General features: G+C 65.4%; 17 protein-coding genes. 7 read left to right on the top strand and 10 right to left on the bottom strand.

Going from position 1 to position 22,568, the window contains the following annotated elements; translation table 11 throughout:
• The first annotated feature begins 236 nt into the window (after positions 1-236).
• Positions 237-2,570, top strand: a complete 2,334-nt coding sequence (locus tag WAB17_RS04870; RefSeq protein WP_435419332.1) for a CDC48 family AAA ATPase — start codon at positions 237-239, stop codon at positions 2,568-2,570.
• Between the two features lie 6 nt (positions 2,571-2,576).
• Here WAB17_RS04870 and WAB17_RS04865 read toward each other — a convergent pair whose 3' ends face one another.
• From WAB17_RS04865 to polA, 3 genes are all read right to left on the bottom strand, one after another.
• On the bottom strand, positions 2,577-3,407 hold the full coding sequence (locus tag WAB17_RS04865) for a DUF2306 domain-containing protein (protein ID WP_435418890.1): 831 nt from the start codon (positions 3,405-3,407) through the stop codon (positions 2,577-2,579).
• Between the two features lie 116 nt (positions 3,408-3,523).
• Positions 3,524-4,558: a mechanosensitive ion channel family protein gene (locus tag WAB17_RS04860; RefSeq protein WP_435418889.1), complete on the bottom strand. Its 1,035-nt coding sequence runs from the start codon at positions 4,556-4,558 to the stop codon at positions 3,524-3,526.
• A 123-nt stretch (positions 4,559-4,681) separates the two neighbouring features.
• Positions 4,682-7,537, bottom strand: coding sequence for a DNA polymerase I (gene polA / locus WAB17_RS04855; RefSeq protein ID WP_435418888.1), 2,856 nt, complete (start codon positions 7,535-7,537; stop codon positions 4,682-4,684).
• Positions 7,538-7,783: 246 nt separating this feature from the next.
• On the opposite strand from polA, the gene WAB17_RS04850 reads away from it, so the two are divergent.
• The gene (locus WAB17_RS04850; RefSeq protein ID WP_435418887.1) at positions 7,784-8,050 is read left to right on the top strand and encodes a hypothetical protein; all 267 of its coding nucleotides are present in this window, start codon (positions 7,784-7,786) and stop codon (positions 8,048-8,050) included.
• Positions 8,051-8,139: 89 nt separating this feature from the next.
• Here WAB17_RS04850 and WAB17_RS04845 read toward each other — a convergent pair whose 3' ends face one another.
• Complete coding sequence (locus WAB17_RS04845) at positions 8,140-9,156, bottom strand: serine hydrolase (RefSeq protein WP_435418886.1); 1,017 nt, start codon at positions 9,154-9,156, stop codon at positions 8,140-8,142.
• A 214-nt stretch (positions 9,157-9,370) separates the two neighbouring features.
• Between WAB17_RS04845 and WAB17_RS04840 the strand changes: the two genes are divergently transcribed.
• The 3 genes from WAB17_RS04840 (at position 9,371) to WAB17_RS04830 (ending at position 14,465) form a co-directional block, all read left to right on the top strand.
• Positions 9,371-10,735: a phosphotransferase gene (locus tag WAB17_RS04840; protein WP_435418885.1), complete on the top strand. Its 1,365-nt coding sequence runs from the start codon at positions 9,371-9,373 to the stop codon at positions 10,733-10,735.
• Between the two features lie 3 nt (positions 10,736-10,738).
• Positions 10,739-12,025, top strand: coding sequence for an acyl-CoA dehydrogenase family protein (locus WAB17_RS04835; RefSeq protein ID WP_435418884.1), 1,287 nt, complete (start codon positions 10,739-10,741; stop codon positions 12,023-12,025).
• Positions 12,026-12,125: 100 nt separating this feature from the next.
• Complete coding sequence (locus WAB17_RS04830) at positions 12,126-14,465, top strand: DUF305 domain-containing protein (protein WP_435418883.1); 2,340 nt, start codon at positions 12,126-12,128, stop codon at positions 14,463-14,465.
• A gap of 69 nt (positions 14,466-14,534) precedes the next feature.
• Here WAB17_RS04830 and WAB17_RS04825 read toward each other — a convergent pair whose 3' ends face one another.
• From WAB17_RS04825 to WAB17_RS04815, 3 genes are all read right to left on the bottom strand, one after another.
• Entirely contained in the window at positions 14,535-14,942 is a 408-nt protein-coding gene (locus tag WAB17_RS04825; protein WP_435418882.1) for a host attachment protein, read from the bottom strand.
• Positions 14,943-15,054: 112 nt separating this feature from the next.
• The gene (locus WAB17_RS04820; RefSeq protein WP_435418881.1) at positions 15,055-16,068 is read right to left on the bottom strand and encodes a copper resistance protein B; all 1,014 of its coding nucleotides are present in this window, start codon (positions 16,066-16,068) and stop codon (positions 15,055-15,057) included.
• Positions 16,068-17,813, bottom strand: a complete 1,746-nt coding sequence (locus WAB17_RS04815; RefSeq protein ID WP_435418880.1) for a copper resistance system multicopper oxidase — start codon at positions 17,811-17,813, stop codon at positions 16,068-16,070. Before WAB17_RS04815 ends, WAB17_RS04820 begins: the two co-directional genes overlap by 1 nt.
• A 51-nt stretch (positions 17,814-17,864) precedes the next feature.
• Here WAB17_RS04815 and WAB17_RS04810 point away from each other — a divergent pair, with 51 nt between their 5' ends.
• Both WAB17_RS04810 and WAB17_RS04805 read left to right on the top strand, forming a co-directional pair.
• The gene (locus WAB17_RS04810) at positions 17,865-18,149 is read left to right on the top strand and encodes a metal-sensitive transcriptional regulator (RefSeq protein ID WP_435418879.1); all 285 of its coding nucleotides are present in this window, start codon (positions 17,865-17,867) and stop codon (positions 18,147-18,149) included.
• Positions 18,146-18,892, top strand: a complete 747-nt coding sequence (locus tag WAB17_RS04805; protein ID WP_435418878.1) for a MauE/DoxX family redox-associated membrane protein — start codon at positions 18,146-18,148, stop codon at positions 18,890-18,892. The genes WAB17_RS04810 and WAB17_RS04805 overlap by 4 nt, the downstream gene beginning before the upstream one ends.
• A 73-nt stretch (positions 18,893-18,965) precedes the next feature.
• Here WAB17_RS04805 and groL read toward each other — a convergent pair whose 3' ends face one another.
• The 3 genes from groL to WAB17_RS04790 all read right to left on the bottom strand — a co-directional run bounded on the left by groL (position 18,966) and on the right by WAB17_RS04790 (position 22,470).
• Positions 18,966-20,603, bottom strand: coding sequence for a chaperonin GroEL (gene groL, locus WAB17_RS04800; RefSeq protein ID WP_435418877.1), 1,638 nt, complete (start codon positions 20,601-20,603; stop codon positions 18,966-18,968).
• Positions 20,604-20,656: 53 nt separating this feature from the next.
• On the bottom strand, positions 20,657-20,944 hold the full coding sequence (gene groES, locus WAB17_RS04795; protein ID WP_435418876.1) for a co-chaperone GroES: 288 nt from the start codon (positions 20,942-20,944) through the stop codon (positions 20,657-20,659).
• Positions 20,945-21,069: 125 nt separating this feature from the next.
• Entirely contained in the window at positions 21,070-22,470 is a 1,401-nt protein-coding gene (locus WAB17_RS04790; protein ID WP_435418875.1) for an MATE family efflux transporter, read from the bottom strand.
• Positions 22,471-22,568: the final 98 nt, after the last annotated feature.

Raw genomic sequence — 22,568 nt, 5'->3', positions numbered from 1 at the left:
TCGCACTTGCACAAAAACGCCAATGACAGCATATCGGCGGTGCCTTTCAGGCATCCTCTCCCAAACTTTCCAGCCCGGTTGGTTCGTCCAGCCGGGCTTTTTTCTTTGGCTCGACAGGCCGCTGGGGGCGGCTTGCGGAAACCCTTTGCATCGCGCTGCATTTGCATAGTGCGCCGGCGCTACCTAGCTTGGCGGGACAGCCCGACATGGGCGAGCAGCGACGGGAATTCGACACTATGGCCGATGCGCAGGACGCAGTGACAGAACGGCAGGTGCGCCTGCAGGTGGCCGCAGCCCGGCAGGAAGAAAGCGGGCAGGGCATCGCGCGCCTGCCGCGGACGGCGTTCAAGGCGCTGGGCATTACCGAAGGGGATGTCGTCGCCATCGAAGGCAAGCGGGCGACGGCCGCCATCGCCATGGCTTCCTATGCCGAAGACCAGGGCCTGGAAGTCATCCGGCTCGACGGCCTGCAGCGCGGCAATGCGGAAACCGCCGGCGGCGAGCATGTGACCGTTCGCGCCGCCGAATCGCGTCCGGCAACACGGGTCGTCTTCGCCCCCGCCAGCCGCGAGATGCGCCTGCAGGGCCCGACGCAGGCGCTCAAGCGCAATTTCTTCCGCAAGCCGATCGTCGCGGGCGATTTCGTCGCCACCACCGGCCAGCAACCGGTGCAGAACATGCCGCCCGAAGTGCGCCGCATGTTCAATGCGCCGGCCTATGCGCTGACCCAGATCCGCCTGCGCGTCGTCTCGACCGTGCCCAAGGGCGTGGTGCATATCGACGACGATACCGAGGTCGAGCTGCGGGCCGAATTCGAGGAGGCGAAGGCGGGCCGCGCAGTCGTCAACTACGACGACGTCGGCGGTATCGACGACACGATCCAGCAGCTGCGCGAGATGGTCGAACTGCCGCTGCGCTATCCCGAACTGTTCATCCGCCTCGGTGTCGATCCGCCCAAGGGCGTGCTGCTGCACGGCCCGCCGGGCACCGGCAAGACCCGGCTGGCGCAGGCCGTCGCCAACGAAAGCGATGCGGATTTCTCCATCATCAACGGGCCCGAAATCATGGGTTCGGGCTATGGCGAGAGCGAGAAGGCGCTGCGCGAGGTGTTCGAGAACGCCGCCAAGAATGCGCCTGCGATCATCTTCATCGACGAGATCGATTCGATCGCGCCCAAGCGCGACCGGGTGCCGGGCGAGGCCGAGAAGCGCCTCGTCGCCCAATTGCTGACGCTGATGGACGGGCTGGAAGCGCGCGCCAACATCGTCGTTATCGCTGCCACCAACCGCCCCGACGCCATCGACGAGGCGCTGCGCCGTCCGGGTCGCTTCGACCGCGAAATCGTGATCGGCGTGCCCGACGAGAAGGGCCGGCGCGAGATCATCGGCATCCACACCCGCGGCATGCCGCTCGGCACGGAAGTCGATCTCAAGGAACTGGCCCGCATGACCTATGGCTATGTCGGCGCGGACCTTGCGGCTCTGGCCCGCGAGGCGGCGATCGATGCGGTGCGGCGGATCATGCCCAAGATCGATCTCGACGCCCGCGAGGTGCCGCAGGACGTGCTCGAATCGCTCTGTGTGGAGTGGGACGATTTCCTCTCCGCGCTCAAGCGGGTGCAGCCTTCGGCCATGCGCGAGGTCATGGTGCAGATGCCCAATGTCGGCTGGGACGATATCGGCGGCGTCGGCGAGGCGATTGGCAAGCTTAAGGAAGGCATCGAGCTGCCGCTCAAGAATGCGGATGCCTTCCGGCGGCTCGGCATCCGTCCGGCCAAGGGCTTCCTGCTCTACGGCCCTCCGGGCACCGGCAAGACGCTGCTGGCCAAGGCTGTCGCCAAGGAGGCGGAAGCCAATTTCATCTCGATGAAGAGCAGCGACCTCCTGTCGAAATGGTACGGCGAGAGCGAGCAGCAGATCGCCAAGATGTTTCAGCGCGCCCGCGCTGTTGCGCCTTGCGTGATTTTCATCGACGAGATCGACAGCCTCGTACCGGCGCGCGGCAGCGGGCAGGGCGAACCGCAGGTCACCGGGCGGGTCGTCAACACGATCCTTGCGGAGATGGACGGGCTGGAGGAACTGCAATCGGTGGTCGTCATTGGGGCGACCAACCGCCCGGCGCTGGTCGATCCGGCGCTGCTGCGGCCGGGCCGCTTCGACGAGCTGGTCTATGTCGGCACGCCCGACAAGGCGGGTCGGGAGCAGATCCTCGGCATCCACACCTCCAAGATGCCGCTGGCGAAGGATGTCGACTTGGCGGATATTGCCGGCAAGACCGACCGCTTCACCGGAGCCGACCTGGAAGACGTTGTGCGCCGCGCCGGCCTTAATGCGCTTCACCGCGCAGGGGCCGAGGTGCAGAACGTCACTGCGGCCGACTTCGCCGAGGCGCTGGAGGACTCTCGCGCCACGGTGACGGCGGAAATGGAAGAGGAATACAAGAAGATGCAGGGCGAGCTGAAGAAGCGCGCTGCCGAGGTCAAGCCGATCGGGTTCCTCTACGAAGGCATGGTCGCATCGACGCGCGACCAGAAGCACGGCGCCAGGGAAGCGGCCAGGTTCGAGGAATAGCGCTCGCTAGATATAAGGGCCCCACATGGCGAGCCAGGCTCCGGCGCTGCCGCCGAGAATGACGAGTGCCGATAGGGCGAGCAGCGCAGAGGTTGCGAGCTTTTGCCTGTCTCCCGCCCCGTCGGCGCGAAGGTAGGCCTCCAGTACCAGGAGCGGCACGACGGTGTTGGCGAAGGCGAGGAAAAAGTCGAACGGCCCATTCATGCTGTCGCCGATCCCGACACCGCCAGTGGCGAGGCCCCATGCCATGTAGCCCACGCGCATGAACCAGACCGCGCTCGCCGCGACGAAGAGGCGCAGCGCCCATTCGCGGTGCAGCTTGAACTGGCGTTCGCGCGCCCTGATCCAGGCCATGGTCGCGCAGGCTAGGATCACCACCGCGTTGACGCTGATCCCTGCCGCCCCGACCAGGGTGAGGTAACTGCCGCGGACCCAGACCAGCCACAGGCCGCCCAGCGACAGCACGATGGCGGTTACGATGAACGTCCGACCGGACCAGCGATGCACTGCGGGCCATCGCCTGCGAAGCGACGACAGCAATTGCAGCAACCCGCAGAACGTGATGACCGCTGCCAGGGTTACGTGCAGCGCGAATCCGGCATTGCCGAGCGTGTCCCCGGCCTGGAAACCCGTGATCAGCGGTTTGGAATTCCACTGTTCGAACCGGCCGGTCAGCGTGGTCGGGTAGTAGAACAGCAGAATGAAGGCGATGAACAGCGCCTGCCCCGCGGCGATCGACCAGCCGCAGGCGGTGGCCGCGCGCGAAAGCCAGGCATCGGCACTGCTGCTGCTGCTGCTGGGTGTGTTGGCGATGAAGCGTCTGTCCGGCTGGTCCAAGGTAACGATCCCGCTTGCCCCGTATGAAGGGTTGCGCACGACGATGATACACGAACATCACTGTGTCAATACAGTAACACACCTAAAATATGAGAGCTTCCCTGGCTATCCCGTGACTAGCCGCCCGTTCCGGGCGCTTCCGCTTCCGGAGCCTTCGGGTGACCGCCGGGCAGTTCGAGCCGGTGGCGGATCAGCGCGTCGGGTTGTTCCGCGCGCAGCCAGGCCAGCATATGCTCGCGCAGTTCGCAGCGCAGGGTGAAGAGGTCGGCGATGGTCGAGGAACTGACCGACAGCCGCAGCGCGACGCTTTCAGGATAGGCGTCGGTCATCAGCAGTTCGGCCGTACGCCCGTCCCACAACGGATGTGCTTTGACGAACCGGTCGAATTCCGTCCTGATCGGGGCGATATCCGCCATCGGGTCAAGATGCAGCATGACTGGCCCGGTCAACCGCTCGCTCTTGCGCGACCAGTTCTCGAAACTGTCGTCGAGGAAGCGGCTGGTCGGCACCAGCAAAGCCCGCTCGTCCCAGGTGCGGACGATGACATAGCTCATGCGGATTTCTTCAACGCGGCCATTCTGGCCGTCGACCGCCACCAGGTCGCCGATGCGGATCGGCTCGGTCAGGGCCATCTGGATGCCGGCGATCAGCGATTTGAGCGCCGGCTGCGCTGCCGCACCCACGGCCAGCGCCGCGATGCCGGCGGAGGCGAGCACGGTGGTGCCGATGGCCGCGACCTGCGGGATGCTCAGCAGCATCAGCCCGACGGTGATGAACACGATCACGAAAGTCGCCGTGCGCGACAGGATCGCGATACGGGTCTTGCGGCTGCGCAGGGCAGCGATGTCGATCGCGCCGCCTTCCTCCCGCTCGTCGAGCCGGTACTCGAGCGAGACGGTGAAAGCCTTGACCAGCGTGTAGGCAATCCAACCGAGCAGCGCCGGGCGCACGAACCGCGCGATCGGTTCCCATAGGGCCGCCAGCGTGTCGTTGGCGTTCGCCACCAGCGTGATGGCGATGGCAATCATCGCCCATTTGACCGGCCTGCGGATGCTGTCGATGACATGGTCATCGACGGTGCTTTGCGATGCCCGGGCCAGCTTGCCCGCCACGGCGAAGACGACGCGGTGGAGAAGGTAGGCAGCCGTCACCGCCAGCGCGACGATCAGCGCGGATTCGCCGATGCCGATCCAGTCGATGGACCACCGCGAAAGAGCGTAACGATCAAGAATGGCTTGCCACCTATGATTGCTTCTGGGGGTTCATGGGGGTCATCAGTGCGCAGCGTCCCAGCTTGCGCCTGTCCCTATCTCAATGCCCAGCGGGACGGAGAGTTCCACGGCAGGCAGAGCGGCCTCGGCCATCACCCGCTCGATGATCGGGCTCGCGGCGGCGACGTCGGCTTCGGGCAGTTCGAACACCAGTTCGTCGTGCACCTGCAGCAGCATCTTCACATGGCCTAGCCTTGCATCGTCGAGGGCGGGCATCATCCGGGCCATGGCGCGCTTGATGATGTCGGCGCTGGTGCCCTGAATCGGGGCGTTGATGGCCGCGCGCTCGCTGCCCTGGCGTTCGGCCTGGTTGCCCGACCTGATCCGCGGGAACCAGGTCTTGCGGCCGAACAGCGTCTCCGAATAGCCCTTGGCGCGCACGCTCTCCAAGGTTTCGTGGATATAGCTCTGGATGCCGGGGAAGCGCTTGAAATAGGTGTCGATCACTTCCTGCGCTTCCTCCGCCGTCACGCCCAGCCGCCCGGCCAGGCCCCAGCGCGATATGCCGTAGAGGATGGCGAAGTTGATCGTCTTGGCCCGCGCGCGGGTGTCGCGGTCGACCGTTCCGTACATCTCGCGCGCCGTGCGGGCATGGATATCCTCGCCATTGGCGAAGGCTTCCTTGAGCTCGGGCACGTCCGCCATGTGCGCCGCCAGCCGCAGTTCGATCTGCGAATAGTCGGCGGCGAGCAGCACATTGCCGTCCTCGGGCACGAAGGCCTCGCGGATCTGGCGCCCGATGGGGGTGCGGATCGGGATGTTCTGGAGGTTGGGATCGGTCGAGCTCAATCGCCCGGTCTGCGCCCCGACCAGGCTGTAGCTGGTGTGGACGCGGCCGGTATCGGGATTGATCGCGTCCTGCAGCGCATCGGTATAGGTTGATTTGAGCTTCGCCAGCTGGCGCCATTCGAGCACCTTGTTGGCGATTTCTGCACCCTGCGCGGCGAGCCCTTCGAGGATCGCCTGATCGGTCGAATACTGCCCGCTTTTGCCCTTCCGTCCGCCCTTGTAGCCGAGCTTGTCGAACAGGATATCGCCCAGTTGCTTCGGGCTGCCGACGGTGAAGGGCTCGCCCGCCAGCGCGTGGATTTCGCCTTCGAGCCGTGCGGTTTCGCGGGCGAATTCCTCCGACAGTCCGGCCAGGCGCGCACGATCAACCTTGATGCCGTGCCGTTCCATCTGGGCCACGACCGCGATCAGTGGCCGGTCGACCCGTTCGTAGATGCGCGTGCCGCCCTCGCTCGAAAGCCGGGGTTTGAGCACGCGGTAGAGCCGCAAGGTGACGTCGGCATCCTCGGCGGCATATTCGGTCGCCCGGTCGAGCGGCACTTCGCCGAAAGGAATGGCCTTCTTGCCGGTGCCGCAAATGTCCTTGAAGGCGAGCGTGGTGTGGCCGAGATGGCGCTGCGAGAGCTCGTCCATCCCGTGGCCGCCGCCGATGCCGTCGAGCGCGCGTCCGGCGTCGAGATCGAAGCTGATGATCATCGTATCGTCGATCGGGGCCACCGCGATGCCGTGGCGGGCGAACACGGTGAGGTCGTATTTGATGTTCTGCCCGACCTTGAGCACCGCGTCGCTTTCGAGCAGCGGCCTGAGCGCCGCGAGGGCGGCATCGAGCGGCACCTGCTGCGGCTTCTGGGCGAACATATCGGAGCCGCCCCCACCTTCGTTAAGATGGCCGAGGGGGATATAGCAGGCCTCGTTCGGACCGGTCGCGAGGCTTACCCCGACGAGTTCGGCCCGCATCGAATCGAGCGCGCTGGTTTCGGTATCGACCGCGACGGTCCGCGCGGCGAGGCACTTCGCGATCCAGTGTTCCAGCCGCTCAATCGTCTGCACGGTCTCGTAGGTGCTGCGGTCGACCGCCGGAACGTCGGGCAGCGGCTGGCTGTTGCCCTGGGCAGAGGCGTCGGCGCCCCTGGTTTCCGGCTTGGCGGGATGAAGGTTGTTGGCTCGCTCGGGGCTCCCGTGCCCCGCGCCCAATCGCTTCAAAAGAGAGGTGAAGCCGTGCTTTTCGAGGAAGGCGGCGAGCGGTTCGGGGGGGATACCCGAAAGCTTCATGTCCTCCAGTGCGATCGGCAGCGGGCAGTCTTCTTTCAGCGTCACGAGAATGCGGCTGAGTTCGGCATCCTTGCGGTGCTCGATCAGGCGTTCCTTCAGCTTCGAGGGCTTCATGTCGGCCGCCGCATCGAGCGCGGCGGTAAGCGAACCGTGGTCCTGGATCAGCTTGGTCGCGGTCTTCGGCCCGACCCCGAAGATGCCGGGCACATTGTCCACGCTGTCGCCCATCAGTGCCAGCACGTCGCCGACCAGTTCGGGCCGGACGCCGAATTTCTCCTCGACCTCGGCGATGTCGATCCGCTGGTTCTTCATCGTGTCGAGCATGTCGACGCAGCCGCCGCCTTCGCCGCACTGGCCGACAAGCTGCATCAGGTCCTTGTCGCTCGAGACGATGGTCACGTCCCAGCCGATGCGCGTGGCGGCGCGGGCGTAGGAGGCGATCATGTCGTCGGCCTCGACGTTCTCTTCCTCGATCAGCGGCAGGCTGAAGGCGCGGGTGGCATCGCGGATCAGCGGGAACTGCGGCACCAGGTCCTCGGGCGGGTCGGGCCGGTTGGCCTTGTACTGGTCGTAAATCTCGTTGCGGAACGACTGGCTCGACTTGTCGAGAATGACCGCCAAGTGCGTCGGACCCTCGGCCTTGTCGAGATCGTCCGCCAGCTTCCACAGCATGGTGGTGTAGCCATAGACCGCGCCGACCGGCGTGCCTTCGGGGTCGGTCAGCGGGGGTAGCCGGTGATAGGCGCGGAAGATGTAGGAGGACCCGTCGACGAGGTAGAGATGCTGCTTGTCGGCCATGGGCCCTGCTAGCAGCCGCGCGGCTTCAAGCCATCCGAAAATTCGGGCACCGACGGGGCTGGCATGCGGCGGGCGTAAAATAAGGCAAAAATGTGGCACAATCTGGCCAAATGTGGCGAATCTGCTTGCGCTGCCATATTCCAGCCATTATTTAGCCACGCAGAAGCCAACCTTTTCGGGCGGTTTCTCCTTCCCGGCGCTGGCCTGGAAGGGTTACCCACTCGTCAGAGTAAGGAACTGAACACTATGCGTAAGATCATCCTCGCTGCCGCCGCTGCTGGCGCCGCTCTCTCGCTCGCCGCTTGCTCGGAAGCCACCGAAGACGCCGCCACCGAAGCCGCCGAAGGCGCTGCTGCCGACGCTGAAGCGAATGCCGAAGCTGCTGGCGAAGCCGTCGAAGGCGCTGCCGAAGAGGCTACCGCCGCTGCCGAAGGCGCGATGGAAGAAGCTGGCGACGAAGCTGCCGAAGCCGGCGCCGAAGTCGAAGCTGCTACCGAAGCCGCTGCTTCGTAAGAGCACGTTTCGGGCATCGCTCGAAAAAGGAAGGGCGGCACTTCGGTGCCGCCCTTTTCGTTTGTCCGCTGTAACCGTCTGCGAGGCGCCTACTGCGTGCCGTATCCGGCGCTCGCATACTGGCGCTTGGGACTTTCGGCGAAACCATCGTAGAGCGCACGGGCGATGGCTGCGATCTTCGCTTCGCGCTCGCCCTTGCCGCCCTGGCCGGTGACGTAGATTGCGACGGCGAAGGCGCGGCCATCGGGCAGCTTGATGATGCCCACGTCGCTCGAGGTGTTGCTCAGCGAACCGGTCTTGTGCAGCACCTGCGCCTCGTCCGGGATCATCGCGGGAATGCGGCGGGTGCCGGTGACGGTCCGGCTCATCGCGCCGAGCAGCACGTCGCGGCTTTCGCGCTTCAGGAACTTGCCCTGGTAGAGGCCGGCCAGCATATCGACCATCGCGCGCGGCGTGGTGCTGTCGCGGCGATCGATGTGGGTTGCGGGATCGAATTCCCCGTCGTCGCGCACCAGCGTCGCGATATCGCGGTCGAGGCTGAATTCGCGAATGCCGTTGCGGCGAGCCCAGTCGTTGACAGCCTTGGGACCGCCGACGACCTTCAGCAGTGCATCGGTCGCCGGGTTGCTGGACCGGGTGATCATCAGTTCGATCAGGTCAATCGCGGGGAGGTACTGGCCGGCCCGCACCGGGGCCACGGCCGTGGAGAATTTCTTCGATGCGGTGGGCACCATCAGCGGGAATTCGCTCGACAGGCTCCAGCGCCCTTGCTCGACCCCTTCGAGGAAGACCGCCGCCACCGCGATCTTGCTGGTGCTGGCCATCGGGAAGCGCTGGTCGCCAAGGATGGATATCTGCTGGCCCGAGGCGAGGTCGACGGCGGCGACGCCGATGCGCCCGGCCGACCCGTCTGCCAGCATCGCCACGCGCCGTTCGAACGGGTTGGCATAGGTGGCTTCGAAGCTCTGCGGCTTACGCTGCTCGGTACCGAAGGTGCGATCGAAAGCCGCTTCCAGTTCGGTCCCGTCTGCCTGAGCCGGGGTTGCGATCAGGCTGGCCGAAAGGGCGGCGACAGCGGCGACATTCCTGAAAAAGCGCGAGATCATGGACCCGTTCTATACCCCCTTATGCTTTACAAGAGATTACACAGCTTCAATTCGCGTGCAGCAATGGGGTTGAGACGGAATGTGACCTCGCTGCGACAGATGATTTCATTCCCGTGTGCGAAACGTTGGCCTGTGTGGCGGAATCGGACCCGGAAGTGTTGCGGATCGCACCTTCGACTTGTGACTCCGCAAGCGCGCTGCAACCATTGACCCAATGGGAGAGACAGAGGCGATTCGCATGCTGGGCGACGGGCTGGCCCTGGCCATGACCCGTGCAGGTTACGGTGATATCGGTGGCCTGCGGCGGTTGACCGGCGGGGCGACGATGGAAAGCTGGCGCTTTTCTGTTGGCGGCGAGGATTTCGTGCTGCGCCGCGCGCCCAGCCTCGCTTTCATGGAAGGGCGACCCTACGGCCACGATGTCGAGGCGGCAGTGATCCGCGCCGCGCACGGTGCCGGGGTCAAGGCGCCCGAGGTGATGGTCGAGCTTGTGCCCGAGGATGGGATCGGCAGCGGCTTCGTGATGCGCGCGCTGCCCGGCACGCCCGATCCCAGGGCGATCCTGGCGATGGAGCAGCCGGACCGGTTGCTGCGCGAAGTGGCGGGCGACCTTGCCCGCATCCATTCGCTCGAACCAGCCGCGCTGCCCGATGCCATCCCGACCATGGACTATGCCGAAGGGATTGCGGGCCTGCGCCAGCAATTCGAGGATGCCGGCGGCGACCGCCCGATCATCGCGCTGGGGCTGCGCTGGCTGATGAACAATGTGCCCGAATCGGCGACGCCTGTGCTCAACCATGGCGATTACCGGCTCGGCAATATCCTCGCCGAGGATTCGCACCTTACCGGCGTGCTCGACTGGGAGCTGGCCCATTTCGGCGACCGGCACGAGGATCTCGCCTTTGGCTGCATGGCGGTGTGGCGCTTCGCCCGCTACGACCGGCCTGCACTGGGGCTGGGCACTCTGGAGGACTATTTCGCCGCCTATGAGGCGGCGGGCGGCGCACCGGTCGACCGTGCCCGGTTCCGCTTCTGGATGATCTACCGCACGGTGTGGTGGGCGCTGGGCTGCATCCGCATGGCCGACTTCTGGCGGCGCGGCGAGGACCGGATGCTTGAGCGTGTCGTCATCTCGAGGCGGACGAGCGAGAACGAACTCGACCTGCTGTTGCTGCTGGAAGAGGATGCGCCAGCCGCCTTGAGCGACGGCCGGCTCGACCGCGTGCCTGCCGGTACGGTCTATCAGGAAACCCCCCGCGGCGAGGCGGGATATGGTGAAATAGCCACCGCCGTTTCGGAATGGCTCGCGACCCTCAAGGACAAGGTCGAAGGGCACGACCGGTTCCAGCTGGCCGTGGCCCGCAATGCGCTCGGCATGCTGGCACGCGAGGATCGGCCGTTCCGCCGTCCCGCGACCGATGCCGCGCTGTGCGAAGACATCTTTGCCGGCAAGGCCGACCTGGCCTCGGGCGACCTGCTCCACGAGCTGCGCCTTCGCGCGCTCGAAAAGCTCGAAGAAGACGTACCCAAATACCCCGCGCTCGCCGTGGCGCGCAGGAAATGGACCGGAGAGGACTGAGCGATGGATTTCACCGTACCGCAGGCACTTGAAGACTACTACGCCGAGCTGGTCGCCTTCATCGACGCGGAAATCATTCCGCTCGAGCAGGCGGACGACAACATCCGCTTCTTCGACCATCGCCGCGAATGGGCGCGGACCAATTTCGAGGCGGGCGGGCTGCCGCGCCACGAATGGGAGCAGCTCCTGGTCGAGGCCAAGCGGCGCGCCGACAAGGCCGGCCACTGGCGCTTCTCCGCGCCTAAGAAATACGGCGGCAAGGACGGCTCCAACCTGTGGATGGCGGTGATCCGCGACCGCTTCGCCCAGCGCGGGCTGGGGCTGCACAACGATTTGCAGAACGAACACTCGATCGTCGGCAATTTCCCCTTCGTCGAAATGTTCGAACAATGGGGCACCGAGGAGCAGAAGCAGGAATATATCCTCGGCGGGTTCGAGGGCACCCGCCGCGTCGCCTTCGGCCTGACCGAACCGCACCACGGCTCCGATGCCACCCACATGGAGACCAGGGCCGTGCGCGAGACCCGCGACGGCATCGACGGCTGGCGTATCGATGGCGAGAAGATGTGGATCACCGGCATGCATGTCGCGACCCACTGCGCCATGTTCGCCCGGACAGGCGGCAAGGACGGCGACGCCAGCGGGATCACCTGCTTCCTCGTGCCCAATCCCACCCCCGGCCTCGAGATCGAGGAGTGGATGTGGACCTTCAACATGCCGACCGATCACCCGCGCCTGTCGGTCAACAATGTCTGGGTGCCCGACAGCGCGATCCTCGGCGTCGAAGGGCGCGGGCTGGCGCTGGCGCAGAGCTTCGTCCACCAGAACCGCATCCGCCAGGCGGCATCGTCGCTCGGCGCGGCGCAGTTCTGTGTCGAGGAAAGCGTCGCCTATGCCCGCCACCGCAAGCCCTTCGGCGAGGAACTGGCGCGCAACCAGGCGATCCAGTTCCCGCTGGTCGAGCTGGCGACCCAGTGCGAGATGCTGCGCCTGCTGATCTACAAGACCGCCTGGGAAATGGACAACATGCCGCACGAGGAGATCGAGAAGACGATCTCCGACAAGGTCAGCATGTGCAATTACTGGGCGAACCGGCTGGTCTGCCAGGCCGCCGACCGGGCGATGCAGGTCCACGGCGGGATCGGCTATTCGCGGCACAAGCCGTTCGAGCACATCTATCGCCACCACCGCCGCTACCGCATCACCGAGGGCGCGGAAGAGATCCAGATGCGCAAGGTCGGGGCTTACCTGTTCGGCTATCTGGGGCCGAAGCGGGGAAAATACGGGTAAGCCACTGGTGCCCTGTCACAAGTCGTTCGCAGAACTTGTGCTTGACGGCTGCGGGGCGGGGCGTGCCATACCGCCCGCATCACATTCGGGGACTGATACCATGACCAATGCCTTGCGGGCGCTTGCCGCCGGCCTCCTGCTTTCGACCTCTGCCACCGCCATTGCTCGCGAAGTGCCGATCGTGCAGCCGGGTGCGCCGGGACAGCCGGCCAAGGTGCTTTCGGCGGACGAGGCGATCAAGCTCGCCGACATGCGCTATTCCCCCGGCGACGTCGCTTACATGCAGCACATGATCGTGCACCACAAACAGGCGACCGAAATGACGGCGCTGGTCGAAGCGCGCACCTCCAATGCCGACATCCGCCGTATCGCCCGCCGCATCGAGGCCAGTCAGGCCGACGAGATGAAGTTCATGACCGACTGGCTCACCAGCCGCGGCGAACCGGTCGCCATGCCCGGCATGGGCAAGGAACCGATGGACCACGGCGATCACATGGATCACGGAACCTCCCCGGCCGGCAGGGGCATGGTGATCATGGAAGGCATGGCGACACCCGCCCAGATGGCCGCGCTCGCCGCCGCCGAAGGGGTCGCCTTCGACCGGCTGTTCCTGCAACTGATGATCGCCCACCACCGCGGTGCGGTCGACATGACCCGCAACCTCCTGAACTGGTACGGAACCGCCTCCGACCCCGAGATGAACCAGTTCACCGCCGATGTGATGAGCGACCAGAGCGCCGAAATCACGCGGATGAACAAGCGACTGGCAAGCCTGTCGCAGGATCCGCGCGCAACGCTCGCTCCGGGCTTCCGCGATGCGGGCGAGGCGATTTCCGGCCTGAAGAAGCTTGCCAGCCTGGAAAAGCCGGCCGGCTTCTTCGATCCGGCCAACCCGGCGGGCTTGCAGCCGCTTGCCGCCAAGTCGCGCAAGGCGAAGGCTGCGGAAGAAAAAGCCGCCGCGGCGAAGACGAATACGCCTGCGCAAGAAGAAAAGCCGGCAAAAGAAGCCGCAGACAAGCCTGCAGTCGACCCCAACGATCCATTGGCGCTGGCGGAAGACGAGCGCGAGCCGGAGCGTCCGCGCCTGTCGGATCGCGGATCAATGCTCGATTTCGCGAACACCGACATCGCCTTTTCGGGCGACCTGATGGTGGCGGGCAATTATCACGGCTTCAACATCTACCGGCTGGGGGCGGACGGGATGCCGGGCCTCGTCAGCTCGGTGGTCTGCCCGGGCGGGCAGGGCGACGTATCGATCGCCGGCAAGCTGCTGGTGATGAGCGTTGAAGAGGGCCGCGGCCGCGTCGATTGCGGTCTTGAAGGCAACATGGAGCGCGCCACCGCCGAACGCTTCCGCGGCCTTCGCATCTTCGACATTTCCGATCCCGCTGCACCGCGCCAGGTCGGGCAGGTGCAGACCTGCCGCGGCAGCCACACCCATTCGATCGTCAGCACCGACGATAAGCGCCTTGTCATTTACGCCTCGGGCACCGGCGGCGTGCGCCTCACTGAAGAACTCTCGAGCTGCACGACACTACCCGGCGACGACACCGCGCTGTTCTCGATCGACGTGATCGAGGTGCCGGTGGCGAATCCTGCTGCTGCGCGCATTGTCGACCGGCCGCGCGTGTTCGCCGCTGCCGGCCAGATCGCCGGCCTGTGGCGCGGCGGCGACCACGGCGAAGGCACGCAGGACACGGCCGAGACCGACCAGTGCCACGACATCACCGTGTTTCCGTCGAAGAAACTGGCGGCAGGCGCCTGTTCGGGCAACGGCATCATCCTCGACGTGTCGGACCCGCTGAAGCCGAAGCGGATCGACGACGTGACCGACAAGGGCTTCGCCTACTGGCATTCGGCCACCTTCAACAACGACGGCACCAAGGTGCTGTTCACCGACGAATGGGGCGGCGGCGGGCGGCCGCGCTGCCAGGCGGGCGATCCGACGAACTGGGGCGCCAATGCCTTCTACGGCGTGGAGAACGGCAAGCTGGTCTATCGCGGCACCTACAAGCTGCCCGCACCGCAGGGCGACAAGGAGAACTGCGTCGCGCACAACGGTTCGATCATCCCGGTCCCGGGGCGCGATATCTTCGTCCAGGCGTGGTACCAGGGCGGGCTGAGCGTGATCGACTTTACCGACCCGGCCAATGTGCGGGAAATCGCCTATTTCGACCGCGGCCCGATCGACAAGGACCAGATGGTCGTCGGCGGTTACTGGTCGGCCTACTGGTACAAGGGCCGTATCTACGCGACCGAGATCGCGCGCGGGCTCGATGTCTTCGCGCTGGAGCCGAGCGAGTTCCTGACGGCCGAGGAAATCGCCGCCGCCGAAGCAGCGATCTATCCGGGCGACGTCTTCAACCCGCAGACCCAGACGCAGGTAAGCTGGCCGGCCGATGTGGTCGCAGCGGCGGAGGCGAGCCGCAAGGGCGGCTGAACCGGCAAACAAAAAAGGGGCGGCGCGCATTGCTGCTGCGCCGCCCCCTAACGCTGATAGTATCGATCGTTACGCCGTTTCCAGGGCGCGAACGATGTCTTCGACAGCACTGTTGGTCAGGGTCGAATCAATCTCGCCGACGAGCGCGTTCTGCAATTCGGTGTGATAGTGCCGCCGCATTTCGCCGAGGCTCGAGGGATCAGCGATGATCGCGATCTTTTCGATCTTCCCGGCGATCGCCATGCCGTTGAGCCTTTCGGCTACACCCGCCGCGTGGCTCAATTCCTCGAGATGCCGACCGCCGTCATTTCGGTTCGTCGCTTCGTGATCGCGGATACCTGCACTCTTGTTGGTCGCATCAACCTCGTCGGCCGGAATGCCTTCCAGCTTGATCGCGTCAGCCTGACCGGTGTTGCGGAAAAAGCGGAACTGCGTGCCGTCGACGACGGCGACATGGGCGTTTTGCGGAAATCGCATGGTTTGGTTCTCCTGATTGGGGGTGTCGGGAAAACAACGGCCCACCACGCGGTTGGGTCCTGTAAAGCCGCTTTACATGTCGCGATTCTCCGTGTCGACGGGTCGCGCCGCGTCAGAACCAGGCCCGCAGGCCCAACACCATTGCAAAACCGTCCGGGTCCTCGCCTTGCGCACGCGCGATATCGGCAGTCTCTCCCAGCTTCGCCTCGTATTCGACGCCGAGATAGGGCGCGAACTCGCGAACGATCTCGTACCGCAGCCGCAAACCCGCTTCGAGCTTGGTGAAGCCTGCACCGATCGCGCGCTCGGGGATGTCCTGCGCCGCCAGCTCGAGCTCGGATCGGGGCTGGAGGATCAGGGCTTGCGTAATCTTCTGGTCGTACTCGCCCTCCAGCCGGGCCGTCAGATCGCCCCGGTCCGAAAGGAAGGCGGCGGCATCGACATGGAACATGTAGGGCGCAAGGCCCTGCACGCCGAGCACCAGGTGGCTGCGCGTTTCGGGTTCGAGGTCGAGCCTTGCGCCTGCCTGAAGGTCGAAGAACGGGCCGATGGCGCGGCTGTAGAGCAGCTGCACTTCGGCATCCTCCACCGGGCCATCAAGCTCGCCTTCGCCCTCGGTCTTGACGAACAACTTGTCGAGGTCGCCGCCCCACCAGGCCTGACCGTCCCAGACGAAACCGTCAGCCCCGTCCTTGACCCTCGCTTCAAGCCGCTCGATCAGCACCACGCCGGTGATCATGGTACCATGCTCCCGCCCCAGCTGCTTGCGAGCGGGAGCCATCGCTTCCTCGCCCCAGATCGCATCGGCCGCATGGCGCGGGCCTTCGAGCGCGCGGGCAGGCGGCGGTTCGTCGGCGGTGGGCGCTTCGCCGTGAGCGCCCGAACCGTGATCCATTTGCCCGTGATCCATAGCCCCGTGGTCCATCGCTCCGTGGTCCATCGCGCCATGATCCATCGGCTCTGATGCCGGGGGATGATGGTCATGCCCTGCGGACGGCGCGGTTGTGGGCTTCGGAGCCGGGGCCGGAGCGGGTGCCGGCATATCGTGCCCGGCATGCGGGTCCTGCACCTGTGAGGCAAGCGGTGTGGCAAGCGCCAGCAGGGAAAGGCCGATCAAGGCGCGCATCACGCCTTCTCCGGAAACGGCCGCACCGTCACAACCTGCATCATCCCGGCGTGCATGTGATAGAGCAGGTGGCAGTGGAAGGCCCAGTCGCCCGGCTCGTCGGCGGTCAGGTCGAAGGTCGCACTGCTGCCCGGCTGGACGATTACGGTGTGCTTGCGCGGCTGGAACATGTCGTGCGGGTCCTTGCCATTGACCAGCTCGAAGAAATGCCCGTGCAGGTGAATCGGGTGCGCCATCATGGTGTCGTTGACGAGCTTCACCCGGACCCGCTCGTTATAGGCGAAGCGGATCGGATCGTCGGTGACGGCGGTGAACTTCCTGCCGTCGAAGCTCCACATGTACCGTTCCATATTGCCGGTCAGGTGGATCTGCATGGTCCGCTCGGGCATCCGGTGCGGGTTCATCGTCTTCGAGCGCAGGTCGGTGTAGCGCAACACGCGGTGCGGCACCTTATCGAGGCCGAGGCCGGGGAAGTCCATCCGGTCGACCGGCATCGGCGCGATCATGTCGACGCCCGGGCCGACCTCGACATCGGGCGGGACGAGGGACTTTTCGCGCATGGAGTGGCCCATCGAGCCGCCATGGCCGCCCGAACCGTGATCCATGCCGGCCATACTCATTTCGGCCATGCCCATGTCAGCCATGGTCAGCGTCGGCACTTCGCGTAGCGCAGGCGCGGTCGCCCTGTGGCCGGGATGCGAGGTCAGGCTGGCGATGCCCATGCCGCTGCGATCCATGGCTTCTGCCACCAGCGCGTGGCTGCCGTCGGGCGGGGTGACGACCACGTCGTAGGTTTCGGCGGTACCGATCTGGAGTTCGTCGACGGTGACGTCCTTCACATCCTGCCCGTCGGCCTGGATCACCGTCATCGGCACGCCCGGTATGCGAATGTTGAAGAAGCTCATGGCCGATCCGTTGATGATGCGCAGCCGCACCCTCTCGCCCGGTTTGAACAGGTACTCGAGGTTGTCCGCCGGGCCGTGGCCGTTGATCAGATAGGTGTAGGTGGTGCCATTGACGTCGGCGATGTCGCGCGGGTTCATCCGCATTTCGCCCCACATGCGGCGTTCCTCGCCCGACATCTCGCCTTCGGTCGCGGTCATCATCGAGCGATTGAAGTAGTGTTCGCCAACCTTCAGCTTGCGCATGATCTCGTGCGGGTGGAGCGGGGTGAACTCGCTCAGCAGCACGACATAGTCGCGGTCGTATCGCTCGTCGGAGCCGTCCTTCGCCTCGATCACCAGCGGGCCGTAGTGGCCCATCTGCTCCTGCAAGCCGGAGTGGCTGTGCCACCAGTAGGTGCCCGCCTGCCGGATGGGGAACTCGTAGGTAAAGGTCTCGCCCGGCTTGATGCCGGGGAAGTTGACACCCGGCACGCCGTCGAACTGGAACGGCAGCAGCAGCCCGTGCCAGTGGATCGAGCTGTCCTCGTCCAGATTGTTGGTGACGTGGAGCCGCACGTCCTGGCCTTCCTTCAGGCGGATCAGCGGCCCCGGTATCATTCCGTCGACCGCGATCGCATGTCCGCTGCGCCCGCCGGTCGAGAACTTCGCATGGCCGATATTCAGGCGAATATCCTCGCCCGAATAGGTTCCGAAGCCCTTCTTGGCTTCGTGACCGTGCATCGACCCGCCCTTGGCCCAGGCCGGCACGGGCAGGGCGGAGGCGGCGGCGAGCGCGGCGGTGCTGGTGATGAGGCCGCGGCGGGAGAATGTGATCGGGGCCGGCTTGATGAGTCTCGACATGGCCGCTATCTATACCCCCCTAGGGTATTTTGCAAAGAAGGTCTTTCGGCCATGCAGGACACAGCTTGCAGGGACAATAAATCGACGGTGAACCGGCTCAACCGCATATCCGGGCAGGTGCAGGGCGTGGTTCGCATGATCGAGCAGGACCGTTACTGCATCGACGTGCTGACCCAGCTCGCGGCGATCAAGTCGGCGCTGGCCAAGGTTGAAAGCGAAGTGCTCAAGCGCAACGCCGCGTCCTGCGTCGCTTTCGCCATCGCCTCGGGCGACGAGGCCGAACAGCGCGAGAAGTTTTCCGAGCTTATCGATCTCATGGAAAAGACGCGCCGATGACCGGCAAGACCGCCACGCTCTATCGCATGGTCCTGCCCGACCACCTGTGCCCCTCGGGCCTCAAGGCCAAGTGGCTGCTCGAGAGCGAAGGTTTCGCGGTCGAAGACCACCCGCTGCTCACGCGCGAGGATACGGACGCCTTCAAGGCGCAGCACGATGTCGCGACGACCCCGCAGGCATGGATCGGCGACAAAAGGATCGGCGGCTACACCGACCTGCGCCGGCACTTCGGCCGCCGGGTGCTGGAAAAGGGCGAGACCACCTACCGCCCGGTGATCGCCCTGTTCGCCGTGATGGCGCTGGTGGCGATTGCCGCGGCCTATGTCGCGACCGGCCGGCCGCTTTCGGTCCTGTCCGCCGAATGGTTTGTCAGCTTCTCCATGTGCGGGCTCGCCTATCTGAAGCTGCGCGACGTCGAGAGCTTCTCGACCATGTTCCTGAACTACGACCTGTTGGCGCGGCGCTGGGTGCCCTATGCCTATATCTACCCTTTCGCCGAAGGGTTGGCGGGCGTGTTGATGACCGCGCGGGCGCTGGACTGGCTGTCGATCCCGGTCGCGCTGTTCATCGGCACGGTGGGCGCGGCGAGCGTCTTCAAGGCGGTCTATATCGACCGGCGCGAGCTCAAATGCGCCTGCGTCGGCGGCGACAGCAATGTGCCGCTCGGTTTCGTCTCGCTGACGGAGAACCTGTTCATGATCGGCATGGCGTTGTGGATGCTGGCAAGGCCAATGGCGATGTAACCGCCCCCTCCAACACAAAAGAAAAGGGCCGGGATCGCTCCCGGCCCTTCGCGTTTGGTCAGTGGACCTGAGCTTAGAAGCCCATTCCGCCCATGCCGCCCATGTCGGGCATTGCCGGGGCCGGCTTGTCTTCCGGAGCTTCCGAGATCGCCGCTTCGGTGGTGATCAGCAGGCCGGCAACCGAGGCTGCGTCCTGCAGGGCCGTGCGCACCACCTTGGTCGGGTCGATCACGCCGGCCGCAACGAGGTTCTCGTAGGTGTCGGTCGCGGCGTTGAAGCCCTGGGTCTCGTCGCCTTCGCGCAGCAGGTTGCCCGAAACCACGGCACCATCGTGACCGGCGTTCTCGGCGATCTGGCGGATCGGCGCGAGGATCGCCTTGCGGATGATGTCGATGCCGCGGGTCTGGTCGTCGTTGGCACCCTTGAGGCCGTCCAATGCCTTCGAGGCATAGAGCAGCGCGGTACCGCCGCCCGGGACGATGCCTTCTTCGACCGCAGCGCGGGTCGCGTGGAGAGCGTCGTCGACGCGGTCCTTGCGCTCCTTCACTTCGACTTCGGTCGCACCGCCGACCTTGATCACGGCCACACCGCCGGCGAGCTTGGCGAGACGCTCCTGCAGCTTCTCGCGGTCGTAGTCGCTCGAGGTGTTGTCGATCTGCGTGCGGATTTCGCCGACGCGGGCCTTGATGTCGCCTTCGTCACCGGCACCGTCGACGATGGTGGTGTTGTCCTTGTCGATGGTGACCTTCTTGGCCTGGCCGAGCATGCCCAGCGTGACGTTCTCGAGCTTGATGCCGAGATCTTCGCTGATCATTTCGCCCTTGGTCAGGATTGCGATGTCCTGCAGCATGGCCTTGCGGCGATCGCCGAAACCCGGAGCCTTCACGGCCGCGACCTTGAGGCCGCCGCGCAGCTTGTTGACCACCAGGGTCGCCAGCGCTTCGCCTTCGATGTCTTCGGCGATGATCAGCAGCGGACGGCCCGACTGGACCGCGGCTTCGAGCACCGGCAGCATCGACTGGAGGTTGCTGAGCTTCTTCTCGTGGATCAGGATGTACGGGTTTTCGAGTTCGACCGTCATCTTTTCCGGGTTGGTGATGAAGTAGGGCGACAGGTAGCCGCGGTCGAACTGCATGCCTTCGACGACATCGAGTTCGAATTCGAGGCCCTTGGCCTCTTCCACGGTGATGACGCCTTCCTTGCCGACCTTTTCCATGGCTTCGGCGATCTTTTCGCCGACTTCGGTGTCGCCATTGGCCGAAATGATGCCGACCTGTGCGATTTCCGACGAGCCCGAGACGTCCTTCGAACGGCCCTTGAGGTCTTCGACGACCTTGGTCACGGCGAGATCGATGCCGCGCTTGAGATCCATCGGGTTCATACCGGCAGCAACCGACTTCATGCCTTCGTTGACGATGGCCTGGGCCAGCACGGTGGCGGTGGTGGTGCCGTCACCGGCCGCGTCGTTCGCCTTGCTGGCGACTTCGCGGATCATCTGCGCGCCCATGTTCTCGAACTTGTCCTTCAGTTCGATTTCCTTGGCGACGGTGACGCCGTCCTTGGTGATGCGCGGCGCGCCGAAGCTCTTGTCGATGACGACGTTGCGGCCCTTGGGGCCGAGCGTGACCTTGACGGCGTTGGCGAGGGTGTCGACCCCGCGCAGGATGCGTTCGCGTGCGTCGCGCGAAAATTTCACGTCCTTGGCAGCCATTGGTGTTTCTCCTGAGAAAATTGGTTGGTTGTGAAAGCGGTGCGATCAGCGGATCAGGAAATGATCCCCATGATGTCGCTTTCCTTCATGATCAGCAGCTCCTGGCCGTCGACCGTCACTTCGGTGCCGGACCACTTGCCGAACAGCACGCGGTCGCCGGCCTTGACGTCGAGGGCGACGCGGTTGCCGCTCTCGTCGCGGGCGCCGTCGCCGATGGCAACGATCTCGCCTTCGCTCGGCTTTTCCTTGGCGCTGTCGGGAATGATGATCCCGCCGGCGGTCTTTTCCTCGGCTTCGATGCGACGGACCAGGACGCGGTCGTGCAGCGGACGAAATGCCATGATGTGACCTCTTCGTTTCAAATGTTGAATGCTCTTGGCACTCTCACCCCGAGAGTGCCAGCGCAGCGCAAATGGGTGCGTCGGAAGGCAGAGTCAACAACCCCGGAGCAGAAATTTTTCGCCGATCAGCGGTCGCGCGGGACGAGGCCGAGCCGGTCGCGGCGAGCCCAGCGCGCCGTCAGCAGCACGGCGGCGAAAACGAGCCCGGTGGCGAGCCCGATCCATACGCCAGTGCCTTCGAGCGGCGTGTTGAAGCCGAGCCAGATGGCGACGCCGTAGCCCGGCACCCAATAGCTGAAGAGCGCGATCCACATCGGCATGCGCGTGTCCTGAAGGCCGCGCAGCGCCCCGGCGGCAACGGCCTGCACCCCGTCAAACAGCTGGAAGGCGGCGGCGACCAGCATGTACTGCACCGCGAAACCGACCATGGCGGCGTTGGCGGGGGCCATCGGATCGACATAGATGCGCAGCAGCAGCATGGGCGCGAACAACATCAGTGCAGCAGGCAGGGCCATGAAGGCCGCGGCCATGGCGAGCCCGGTCCAGCCGGCGCGGCCGATCGCATCGCGGTCGCGCGCGCCGTAGTGGTATCCGACCCGGATCGTCGCCGCCTGCCCGACGCCGAACGGCACCTGGAAAGCGAGCGCGGCGATCTGCAGCGCCACCGTATGCCCGGCCAGTTCCGAGGCGCCGATGCGGCCCATCAGCAGCGCCGCGCCGCTGAACAGGCCGGCCTCGGCGATGATGATCATCATGATCGGGCTGCCGAGCCGCAGGATGTCGGCAAAGCGCGACCATTCGGGCCGCCACCAGTTGCCGAGGATGCGGTAGCGCCGCAGCCGCCGGTCCACGCGGATGGCGACGAGGTAGCTCGCCAGCACGAACAGCGAGGTCAGCACGCTCGCCAGCGCCGATCCTTCCAGGCCGAGGGCGGGCGCGCCGAGATTGCCGAACACGAACATCCAGTTGAACAGCAGGCTCGCCCCGAGCGCCAGGCCGGTGATGGCGGTGGCGAAGATCGGCCGGCCGAGCGCCGAGACGAAATTGCGCAGCACGCTCGCCATGATCATCGGCACCATGGCCCACATGATGATGCGCAGGAAATCGCCCGCCCGCGCAGCGAGGTTCGCTTCCTGCCCCGTCATCAGCAGCAGCGCCTCGCCGTTCCAGCAGATCGCCATGCCGGCCACGCCCGACGCCGCCGCCAGCCACAGCCCCATGCGCACCGAACGGCGCACCTCGCGCACCGCATGGGCGCGGCGGCCCAGTTCCTCGGCGATCAGCGCGGCGACGATGCCGGTGAGGCCGGAGAACGCCCACATCAGCAGGCCGAAGAGCGCGATGGCGAGCGCCGAGGCCGCCAGCTCGACCTCGCCCAGCCGCGCGACGAAGATCACGTCGACCGCATGCACCAGCATCTGCAGCAAATTGGCGAGCGCGAGCGGCCACGCCAGCCGGAAAGTGGCGGCGATCTCGGCCTTCCATGGGGAAGCAGGGGCCGAAGGCAAGGCAGGCGCGTGCGTCATAAAGCCGTCCCGGATAGGCGCGAGAGCGGACGCCCGAAAGCGAATTGCGCCGTCGATCAAATTTGCCGGGGGCCTTGCGGCAAGCCTGCCACAGGCTC

This window comes from Parerythrobacter aurantius (genome assembly GCF_045291475.1).
In the GTDB taxonomy this organism is placed as follows: Bacteria; Pseudomonadota; Alphaproteobacteria; order Sphingomonadales; family Sphingomonadaceae; genus Parerythrobacter; species Parerythrobacter aurantius.
The sequence above is the reverse complement of the archived record's forward strand: the minus strand, read 5'-3'. Positions and strand labels throughout refer to the sequence as shown.

Coding starts and splice junctions, on each gene's coding strand:
- WAB17_RS04870 (WP_435419332.1), top strand. CDS start 237: ATGGCCGATGCGCAGGACGCAGTGACAGAACGGCAGGTGCGCCTGCAG.
- polA (WP_435418888.1), bottom strand. CDS start 7,537: ATGGCCGACAAGCAGCATCTCTACCTCGTCGACGGGTCCTCCTACATC.
- WAB17_RS04850 (WP_435418887.1), top strand. CDS start 7,784: ATGCGTAAGATCATCCTCGCTGCCGCCGCTGCTGGCGCCGCTCTCTCG.
- WAB17_RS04845 (WP_435418886.1), bottom strand. CDS start 9,156: ATGATCTCGCGCTTTTTCAGGAATGTCGCCGCTGTCGCCGCCCTTTCG.
- WAB17_RS04840 (WP_435418885.1), top strand. CDS start 9,371: ATGGGAGAGACAGAGGCGATTCGCATGCTGGGCGACGGGCTGGCCCTG.
- WAB17_RS04835 (WP_435418884.1), top strand. CDS start 10,739: ATGGATTTCACCGTACCGCAGGCACTTGAAGACTACTACGCCGAGCTG.
- WAB17_RS04830 (WP_435418883.1), top strand. CDS start 12,126: ATGACCAATGCCTTGCGGGCGCTTGCCGCCGGCCTCCTGCTTTCGACC.
- WAB17_RS04825 (WP_435418882.1), bottom strand. CDS start 14,942: ATGCGATTTCCGCAAAACGCCCATGTCGCCGTCGTCGACGGCACGCAG.
- WAB17_RS04820 (WP_435418881.1), bottom strand. CDS start 16,068: ATGCGCGCCTTGATCGGCCTTTCCCTGCTGGCGCTTGCCACACCGCTT.
- WAB17_RS04815 (WP_435418880.1), bottom strand. CDS start 17,813: ATGTCGAGACTCATCAAGCCGGCCCCGATCACATTCTCCCGCCGCGGC.
- WAB17_RS04810 (WP_435418879.1), top strand. CDS start 17,865: ATGCAGGACACAGCTTGCAGGGACAATAAATCGACGGTGAACCGGCTC.
- WAB17_RS04805 (WP_435418878.1), top strand. CDS start 18,146: ATGACCGGCAAGACCGCCACGCTCTATCGCATGGTCCTGCCCGACCAC.
- groL (WP_435418877.1), bottom strand. CDS start 20,603: ATGGCTGCCAAGGACGTGAAATTTTCGCGCGACGCACGCGAACGCATC.
- groES (WP_435418876.1), bottom strand. CDS start 20,944: ATGGCATTTCGTCCGCTGCACGACCGCGTCCTGGTCCGTCGCATCGAA.
- WAB17_RS04790 (WP_435418875.1), bottom strand. CDS start 22,470: ATGACGCACGCGCCTGCCTTGCCTTCGGCCCCTGCTTCCCCATGGAAG.